This window comes from Mycobacterium sp. TH-M11 (assembly GCF_057473725.1).
The window spans coordinates 1-7661 of record NZ_JBYCLD010000439.1; the positions used below are offsets into that span (position 1 = coordinate 1).

Consider the following 7661-nt stretch of genomic DNA (forward strand, 5'->3'; position numbering starts at 1 on the left):
GGACCCGACCCACCTAAAAGTGTCTTGTATGCCGGACGGAAAAGGCGTGGCCTGCCGACCGTGCGTCCGGGTCGGCCGCGGCTGGGCGCCGACAGCACATAGCTGGCATGCCATATATGCGGCACAAAGGCACCGTGCAGAAGACGACGATCTACCTCGACGACGGCACGGACAGCCGACTCATCGAGATGTCAAGGCGGCGTGGCCGTTCACGCGCTGCACTGATCCGCGAAGCCCGGCCGCTTGGCGCCAGCGGACACTCAGACCCCTCTGGGGGCAAGCGTTCAGGCTGCTTCCCGTCGAGCAATGACCTGGATCGATCGGTGCAATGCCGGCGTTGAACACTCGGTGGTAACCAAGTTGTGCACCAGATTGCGCCAATGACCTCAGTCCCAACAAAGGCGCACGATGAGCGAGCCCACCGGTCCGCCGAAGCCCGTCATGTGCGAGCAGTAAAGCACCTAGAGTCGGCGACGTGTCCTCACTGAATACCGCATCCGGAACTGTCAATACCGCTGATCTCGGTGTCACGCTCATGCACGAGCACGTGTTCATCATGACCACCGAGATCGCGATGAATTACCCCGAAGCCTGGGGCGACGAAGACAAGCGGGTGGCAGACGCCATCGATCGGCTCAACGAACTCAAGTCGCGCGGCGTCGACACCATCGTCGATCTCACCGTGATCGGGCTGGGCCGCTACATCCCGCGGATCGCGCGGGTCGCCGCAGCCACCGACCTCAACATCGTCGTCGCCACCGGCCTCTACACCTACAACGACGTCCCGTTCCGGTTTCACTACGTGGGGCCCGGCGCCGAACTCGGTGGACCGGAAACCATGACCGACATGTTCGTCCGAGACATCGAGGAGGGCATCGCCGACACCGGCATCAAGGCCGGCATCCTCAAGTGCGCCACCGACAAACCCGGCATCACGCCAGGCGTCGAGCGGGTGCTGCGCGCCGTCGCCCAGGCGCACAAGCGCACCGGGGTGCCGATCTCCACGCACACCCACGCCGGCCTGCGGCGCGGCCTGGAACAGCAGAAGATCTTCGAAGAAGAGGGCGTCGACCTGAGCCGGGTGATCATCGGCCATTCCGGCGACAGCACCGATGTCGGCTACCTCGAGGAGCTCATCGCGGGCGGCTCTTACCTCGGCATGGACCGGTTCGGCATCGACACCATCTTGCCGTTCGAAGACCGGGTCAACATCGTCGCGACGATGTGCGAGCGCGGGCATGCGGACAAGATGGTGCTGTCGCACGACGCCAACTGCTACTTCGACGCGCTACCCGAAGAACTCCTGCCGATCGCTGCACCGAATTGGAATTACCTGCACATCCACAACGACGTCATCCCCGCGCTCAAGCAGCGCGGCGTCACCGACGAGCAGCTGCACACCATGCTCGTCGACAATCCGCGCAGCATCTTCGAACGGCAGGGCGCCTACGCGTGAGCGCGCCGGTCCCGCCGATCGGCGCCCAGATCTCCGCGCTGGCCGCGCTCGCGCCCGACGAGCCCGCCGTCACGTGCGACGGGCGCACCCTGACCCGCGGCGAACTCGACCGCTCGACCAACCGGCTGGCGCGGGCCTACGCCGAGCGCGGCGTAGGCATCGGCGACTACGTGACGATCGTGTTGCCCAACGGAATCGAGTGGATTCAGGCGGTGGTGGCGTGCTGGAAGCTGGGCGCCGTGCCGCAGCCGCTGTCGGCGCGGCTGCCCGACGCCGAGCTCGCGGGGCTGCTGGAGCTGCGGCCGCCGACGCTGTTGGTCGGTAGGGTAGATAGCGAAATACCCAGTGTGCCGGCTGGTTTCGAGCCCGATCCGTCCTTGTCCGACGCGACGTTGCCCGAGGCGGTGTCGCCGGTGTGGAAGGCGATGGGGTCAGGTGGCAGCACCGGTCGTCCGAAACTCATCGAGTCCGGTGGCGACAGCCGGATCCCGCCGGCGATCGGCTATCCGCTCGGCGCCCAAGAGGGCGACGTGACACTGGTCCCGGTTCCGTTGTCGCACAACACTGGATTTACCACCGCGACTATCGCGCTGCTGATGCGCCATCACCTGATCCTGATGAGCCGATTCGAGCCGACGACGTTCCTGCGACTGATCAGCGATCACCGTGTCACGTTCCTGACCACGGTGCCGACCATCATGCAGCGGTGCTTGCCGGTCTATTACGACAACCCCGACGCCTTCGACCTGTCGTCGCTGCGCCGGTTCTGGCATTTGGGCGCACCGTGTCCGCCGGCAATCAAGCAGGCCTGGATCGACCTGCTCGGACCGGAGAAGGTGTGGGAACTCTACGGCGGCACCGAATTACAGGCGCTGACGTTCATCTCTGGCGACCAGTGGCTGACGCACCGCGGCTCGGTCGGCGTGGTGGTGGCCGGCGAGATGACGGTGCTCGACGACAACGGAAACCGCTGCGCGCCGGGCGAGGTGGGCGAGATCTATCTGCGGCCGAGTCCCGGCAGCGGTCCCACCTACCGCTACGTCGGCGCGACCGCGAAATCACGCGATGGCTGGGAGTCGTTGGGCGACCTCGGTTACTTCGACGCCGACGGATTCCTCTATATCTCTGACCGCCGAGTCGACATGTTTACCGTCGGCGGCCGCAATGTCTACCCCGCCGAAATCGAGGCCGCGTTGTCCGAGCACCCAGATGTGCTGTCCTGCTTGGTCGTCGGGGTGCCGCACGACGATCTGGGACAGGTCCCCTATGCGCTGGTCCAGCCCAGGACCGCGCTGGACGAATCCGCGGTGCAAGAGTTCCTGCGCGATCGCGTCGCCGGCTACAAGGTGCCGGCGACTGTCGAGTTCGTCGACGCTCCATTACGCGACGACGCCGGCAAGGCCCGCCGCTCCGCGGTCCGCGATCGCATCATTGCGCAGCGCTCCGCCGCCGGCGGGGAGACCGCCACCGCATCGCATTAATTCACATCGTCGGCTGCGGACGTCAAGGCGCGATTGCGTCTTCTTGACGCGGGCCCACCGTCGGCTTCGCGCCCGACCTACCGCGAGATTCCCAGCGCCGCAACGCATCCCGGCACGGTGATTCGATCAGCGCGTAGCTCACCGCGGCAATCGCAATGGTGAAGATCAGCGTCAGCGTCAGCACCTCGGGCAGGTGACCGTGGAACGCGAATTGACCGATGACGGGGAACACCATGGTCAACGCCGCCAGATGCCAGATAAAGATGCCATAGGACCAGCGGCCCAGCGTCACCATCGGGGCGCTGCCCAGGAAGCGGTGGCTGTCGTCGGGCCGGTCAAGCACCAGCGGCGCGACCAGTCCCGCGGCCACCAGTGCGCCCATCGCGGTTTTCACGGTGAATTGGGCGTTGCTGCTCGGGACCAGCCCGGCGGGCCCGGCCAGCGGGGAGGCCGCGACAAGGTAGGCGACCACGACCACGGTGGCCATCAGCAGCCGGTGCCGCGCCAGTCGGTGCGGCCAGCGGGTCGGGCCGTGGATCCACTCGGCAAGCAGCATGCCCGCGGCGAACCAGGAGAAGAACGCCGGCGGCCAGGTCAACGGGTTCAGCCCGGGTGGAGCATGCAGCGGGAGCCAGCCCCAAAACAGGCTTGCGAGCGCCAGCGCGGCAATCGCCGGAACGCGGGCGCGGACCGGCAGGCGGGCGGCCAGCATCGCGAGGATCGGCAAGGCCAGATAAAAGCTGACCTCGACCGACAGACTCCACATTTGAGTCAGCCCGGCCGTCAGCGTCAGCGGTACATAGACCTGGGTCAACGTCAGATTCGCGAGCCACACCGTGAGGTTCGGGTGGTGGCCGTCGGGCAGCAGGGTCAGGATGACCACGACCGCAACCAGATAGGCCGGCATGATGCGGACCACCCGCGACCGCAGATAGTGCCCGGTGGCAGGGCGCGGCGCCAGACCCCGGGCAGCGGCTGCGTGGCTACGCCACAACAGGAATCCCGACAGTGCGAAGAAGACCGCGACCGCGAGATCGAAGCGGCCGAACAACCGACCGTCGAACCCGCTGGCGTGCCCGGTATCGAACGCGACGTGGGTGATGACGACGCCGATTGCGGCACCGGCCCGCATGCCTTCGACAGCGGGCAGAAAGGTGCGGGTGCCGCCGACCTGCGCTGGCCTCATGCGACGCGCGTCAGCAGATCCGCGCTCTGAATGGTCGCCGGCCGGGTCCATGACGACAGTCTGCCTGGCACCCTGTTTATCCACTGTGGGGACATAAACAGCGACCTTAAACAGTGCTGTTAGGGTCGAACGAGTTTTGCTTCTCCGCAGCGCGGTATGCGGGTCTAACCCCAGGTCGCCGAGGGTACAGAATCCGGACGAGACCAGAAGGAGGTCGCGGCAACGTGAACCGAGCAGTCATGTTGCGGATGGCCGCGTGCGGGATCATGGGACTCGGAGCCGCGTTGTTGATCGCCGCGCTGCTGCTGTGGACCTACACCGGTAGCCGCATCACCAAGATTCCGCTCGATGTCGATGCGACGCTGATCGGCGAGGGCAACGGGACGGTCGTGGACCCCGCTTCGCTCTACAGTCCGAAGCTCGTGGTCAACAAAGACGTCCCAGTGGTGTCCCAGCAGCAGATCGACGTCGAATCCCCCGCCAACGCCGATGTCGTCACCTTCCAGGTGGGTAGTACCGTGCGGCGCAGCGACAAGCAGAAGGACTCCGGCCTGCTGCTCGCCATTGTCGATACGGTCACGCTGAACCGCAAGACGGCGTCCGCGGTGTCCGACGACACCCACCCCGGTGGCGCAGTGCAAAAGCCGCGCGGCTTCAAGGACGAAAGCCCGGCCACCAACATCGCACTGCCCCACGAGGGCCTGGCCTACCGATTCCCGTTCCACACCGAAAAGCGGTCCTACTCCTACTTCGACCCGATTGCGCAGAAGGCGTTCGAGGCCAACTACACCGGCGAAGAAGACGTCAACGGCCTGACCGCCTACAAGTTCACCCAAGACGTCGGCTACGACGCCGACGGCAAGCTGGCCGAGCCGGTCCGGTATCCGTCGCTGTACGCCGACGACGCCGACAGCAAGGTCACCAACACCGCATTGATGTGGGGCCTGCCGGGCGATCCCGACGAGAAGATCACCATGACCCGTTACTACGCCGCGCAGAAGACGTTCTGGGTGGACCCGGTGTCGGGAACGATCGTCAAGAAGCAAGAGCGGGCCAACCACTACTACGCGCGCGACGCGTTGAAGCCGGAGGTGACGCTGGCCGACTACCGAGTCACCTCCACCGAGGAGACGGTCGAGTCTCAGGTCAACGCCGCGCGCAACGAACGCGACCGGTTGGCCTTGTGGTCCCGGGTGCTGCCGATCACGTTCACCGCGGCGGGCGCGATCGCGCTGATCGGGGGACTGCTGCTCGGCTCTTTCAGCCTGCGAGCCGAGACCGCGTTGAACGAGTCGGACCCCGAGAGCGACGATCACGGCTTCTTCCGACGCGGCGAGCCACCACCGGCGCGGGTACCCGGAGCAGAAGCCGAGACCGAGAAGATTCCCACGCAGCCCAAGGACGTCAAGCGAGAGGGCCCGTCGAGTTCGGGAGGTCCTTCGACGTCCGGGCCACCCGATCTTCCCTAGCTAGTTCACCGGGTGCGCTGGTTTCGGCCCGGGTACGCGCTGGCGTTGGCGCTGCTGGTGGTGGCCCCGCTGCTGAAGCCCGGCTACCTGTTGCTGCGCGACGCGGTGTCCACCCCGCGGTCGTATCTCAGCGACAACGCTCTCGGTCTGGTGTCGGCTCCCCGGGCCACGCCGCAGGATTTCGCGGTCGCGGTGGCTTCGCGGGTTGTCGACGGCGGCGTCGTGGTGAAGGCGCTGTTGGTCGTGGGTCTCTGGCTGGCGGGCTGGGGCGCCGCCCGACTCGTCGCCCGGCTGGTGCCGGAATCCGGCGCAGGGGGTGAATTCACAGCGATCACGGTGGCGATCTGGAATCCCTACGTCGGCGAGCGCCTGTTGCAAGGGCATTGGAGCCTGCTGCTCGGATACGGCTGTCTGCCCTGGGTCGCCACGACGGTAGTGTCGCTGCGTTCGGACGAAAACGTCTCGTGGACGGGTGTTTTCGGCCTGGCGTTCTGGATCGCGCTGGCCGGGTTGACGCCGAGCGGGTTGATGCTGGCGACAACGGTCGGGCTCACGTGTGTCGCGGCGCCCGGCGTCGGAATGGCGCGCCGGCGTTGTGCCGCACTCATATTCGGCATCGCCGTGGTGGGCGCTCTGCCATGGCTGACCGCGTCGGCACTGGGCGTGTCACTGTCCGGCACCTGGGCGCACACGCCGGGTGTCGCCGCGTTCGCGGCACGGGCCGAACCAGGACTTGGCACGCTGGGCAGTCTGGCCAGCCTGGGCGGAATATGGAACGCAGACGCGGTACCAGATTCGCGCAGCACATATTTCGCCCTGGTCTCGGCCTTCGTACTGCTCGCGGTGGTGTCCGCCGGCGTTGTCGCGCTGGCGCGGTGTCGCGCGGTGCGGCCATTGCTGGTGCTGGCGGCGGTGTCGGTGCTGATTCCCGCCGCGTCGGCGACTGGCCCGGGTTTGGCCGTTCTGCACGCCGCGGTCCAGGCCGTGCCCGGCCTGGGTGTGCTGCGCGACACGCAGAAGTGGGTCGCGTTGGCGATGCCGGGCTACGCGGTGGCCGGAGCGGGTGCGGTGCTGACGTTGCGGCGCTGGCTGCGGCCCGTTTCGGCAGCACTGCTGTGCTGCCTCTGCGTTGTCTTGGCAATACCCGACCTGGCGTGGGGCGTAGCGGGAAAGGTCACGTCGGTGCACTACCCCGGCGACTGGGCGGCCGTCGCCGCGGCCATCAACCGCGCACCGGCCCCGGTCGCAGTGTTGCCGGCTGACACCATGCGGCGGTTCGCCTGGTCCGGGCCGGCCGCGGTGCTGGATCCGCTGCCGCGCTGGCTGCGCGCCGACGTGCTGGTCACCGGTGATCTGACGATCTCCGGGACGACGGTCCCCGGGGAGGGCGACCGGGCCCGCGCGGTCCAGCAACTGCTGCTGGCCGGCGCCGACCCGGACCGGATCCGGGCCGCCGGTGTGGGATGGCTGGTGGTCGAGGAGGGCACACCCGGCGACATGAGCACGGCCGCAGAGACTTTGCGGCGACTGCCCGTGGCCTATCGCGGGCGGGACATGATGCTCTACCGTGTCGGCGGCAACGCCCCCGGCGCGTCGACGGATCGGCGCGCCCTGGCTCTCGTCGCGCATTTGGCGTGGCTGGCGATGCTGATCACCGGGGCGGTCGGGTGCGCGGTGAGCATCCTCCGCAGTCGCTAGACGACACCGCTGACCCGGTCGCCGGCGGCAACCGATTCCAGCACCGACCGCATCGCTTCCGCGCTTGTGCGCCAAGAGAATTCCACGCTGCGTACCTGCGCCTTGGTGCCGAGCTGATCGCGCAACACCGGATCGACCAACAGCTGCTCGAGCCGGTTCACCAGGTCGGCGTGGTCGTCGACCAGCACACCGGTGACCCCGTCGATGACCGAGTCCGCCAGCCCCCCGGACGACCGGTAGCCGACGGTCGGCACCGCGTGCTGCGCCGCCTCGATGACCGCCAACCCCCAGCCTTCTTTCCGGGACGGCAGCACGTGCACCCAAGCCTGTTGCAGCACAAGGTGCTTGGCCGCATCGCCGACGTGCCCGTG

At 67.3% G+C, this 7661-nt stretch carries 7 protein-coding genes; 5 read left to right on the top strand and 2 right to left on the bottom strand.

The genetic code is table 11. The features are described from left to right. Positions 1-116: 116 nt before the first annotated feature. The 3 genes from AC2VOG_RS17145 to AC2VOG_RS17155 all read left to right on the top strand — a co-directional run bounded on the left by AC2VOG_RS17145 (position 117) and on the right by AC2VOG_RS17155 (position 2937). Positions 117-341 carry a ribbon-helix-helix protein, CopG family gene (locus tag AC2VOG_RS17145; protein ID WP_486941053.1) on the top strand — a complete coding sequence of 75 codons (225 nt, stop codon included), beginning with the start codon at positions 117-119 and terminating at the stop codon, positions 339-341. Positions 342-475: 134 nt separating this feature from the next. Continuing rightward, positions 476-1456, top strand: a complete 981-nt coding sequence (locus AC2VOG_RS17150; RefSeq protein ID WP_486941054.1) for a phosphotriesterase family protein — start codon at positions 476-478, stop codon at positions 1454-1456. Beyond that, on the top strand, positions 1453-2937 hold the full coding sequence (locus AC2VOG_RS17155; protein ID WP_486941055.1) for an AMP-binding protein: 1485 nt from the start codon (positions 1453-1455) through the stop codon (positions 2935-2937). Before AC2VOG_RS17150 ends, AC2VOG_RS17155 begins: the two co-directional genes overlap by 4 nt. Before the next feature lie 22 nt (positions 2938-2959). On the opposite strand, the gene AC2VOG_RS17160 is transcribed toward AC2VOG_RS17155, so the two are convergent. Further along, positions 2960-4123: an acyltransferase family protein gene (locus tag AC2VOG_RS17160; protein WP_486941056.1), complete on the bottom strand. Its 1164-nt coding sequence runs from the start codon at positions 4121-4123 to the stop codon at positions 2960-2962. A 224-nt stretch (positions 4124-4347) separates the two neighbouring features. Between AC2VOG_RS17160 and pgfA the strand changes: the two genes are divergently transcribed. Together pgfA and AC2VOG_RS17170 are read left to right on the top strand one after the other, a co-directional pair. Further along, positions 4348-5592 (top strand): cell envelope lipid trafficking protein PgfA, encoded by a 1245-nt coding sequence (gene pgfA / locus AC2VOG_RS17165; RefSeq protein ID WP_486941057.1) that lies wholly within the window; start codon positions 4348-4350, stop codon positions 5590-5592. Between the two features lie 12 nt (positions 5593-5604). Next, positions 5605-7290 carry an MmpA family trehalose lipid delivery protein gene (locus AC2VOG_RS17170; protein ID WP_486941058.1) on the top strand — a complete coding sequence of 562 codons (1686 nt, stop codon included), beginning with the start codon at positions 5605-5607 and terminating at the stop codon, positions 7288-7290. On the opposite strand, the gene AC2VOG_RS17175 is transcribed toward AC2VOG_RS17170, so the two are convergent. After that, a partial coding sequence (locus tag AC2VOG_RS17175; protein WP_486941059.1) for a glycosyltransferase occupies positions 7287-7661 on the bottom strand: 375 nt, incomplete at its 5' end. The genes AC2VOG_RS17170 and AC2VOG_RS17175 overlap by 4 nt on opposite strands.